1 protein-coding gene is annotated in these 1,651 nt (G+C 51.5%); it reads left to right on the top strand.

The features are described from left to right. Positions 1-290: 290 nt before the first annotated feature. Positions 291-1,651: hypothetical protein (locus SHM7688_RS16200; RefSeq protein ID WP_144432615.1), on the top strand; the 1,361-nt coding region annotated here is incomplete at its 3' end.

Below are 1,651 nucleotides of genomic sequence, written 5' to 3' on the forward strand. Positions count from 1 at the left end.
AAAAAGCACCGCTAAGGGTTGAAGATCGGGAACAAGTACTCATATCTAATATACGCGCCCGTAAATCACGGGCAAATTTATCAGCGTCTAGAGGCGCTATAGCGATTGCTTCGCTATTGGACCCCGCAAAGGTCCTCAAATCTCAAAACACAATCTAACCGGCTCGACGAATCTATCTTCGTAGCTGCACCCGGATTCCTCCGGAGTGTTCTACCGATTCCGAAGAGCATTTTTGATGCCCGAAGGCTGTAGCCATGGGCTCCATCGACTTGGAAGAAAGAGAATGAGCTTTGATTATCGCAAGCAACAAACCAAATCCATCGAACGAACTGTTACCCGTCTCATTAAATCCGACGTACTCCCGGCCCCTCGACGTTCATGTGTATTCGGCGCATTCCGAGGTTGGGAAAATAGTCGAGCATATTTGGCAGCAAAGCTGTCAGGACCTCTCGACGCATCCGAAAGCAAAGGGAGGAGCGCGCCCGAAGACCAGCTATCGGAACCAATTACGCGTACTGGTCTTGGATCTCTATGTCGCTTGGAAGACAGATCCGAATCTATCTATTGGCGTTCACCTATCCAACACGGCTTGGAACACCAACTCGCGTTACAATGCATTGAACCTCTCTCGGAAAATCCCGGGGCTGGTTCATCGCCTTGCCGAGCAAGGCTACATTGAGTTGTCAAAAGGGAGCTATGCCGGTCCTGGAGCCCAAACCAACCGTACCGCTCGCATCATCGCATTGGAGCCTCTTCGGAAGCTGTTCCGGGAAGCTAAATTTGGTCGGGAGCACATTTACGTGTTCCCGGGCAAAGAAAGCGTGGTGATGCATGACGCAAGGAAGAAGGAGGTTGAATACGCAGACACTGAGTTCACCAAGCGAACTCGCGACGATCTCGCGGCCTACAACACACTCCTGGCCCGGACCTTTATTGATGTGCCTGATCAACAGGAGACATGTATCGAACGGCCAATCAAATCAGGACCTCGCCAAGGAGAAATGACAAAGGTTCCAATCTGCGGAATGGATCATCATGTTCGGAGGATCTTCAATCGATGCGATTGGCGGGCTGGTGGTCGATTTTATGGGGGCTGGTGGCAGAGCGTGGGATCAGAGTTTCGGAAACGGATCCACATCAATGATGAGCCAACCGTAGAGGTCGATTATCAGGCGCTGCATGTTGCTATTCTTGCGGCAGAAAAAGGAGTTGATCTTAAAGGGGATCCATACGCGCTACCTGAAGGCTTGATCCCGGATGTGGATGCCCACGGGCAGCGAAAGCTCGTGAAGAAGTTGGTCTTGATGGCTCTGAATGCCCGTGACAGGTCCACTGCCTGCAAAGCCTTTCGACAGGATGCAGACGTGGGATCTAAGGAGAAGTCGATGACCAACAAGGCCCTTCTACGAGTACTTGATGCTTTCGCTGAGCAGCACCCTTTCTTGGCTGATGGACTTTGTTCGGATCAGGGCATTCGGCTTATGAATGTCGATAGTCGGATCGCAGCTAGGGTGATAAAGTTCTTCACGCGGAGAGAAGTCCCGATCCTGTGTGTACATGACAGCTTCCTCATCAACTACCGTCACGCCATCCAACTCAAGACGGTCATGAAAGCTGCATGTAAGCTTGAGACGGGCTGTATCGTAGCGCT

The organism is Shimia marina, assembly GCF_001458175.1.
Lineage (GTDB): Bacteria > Pseudomonadota > Alphaproteobacteria > Rhodobacterales > Rhodobacteraceae > Shimia > Shimia marina.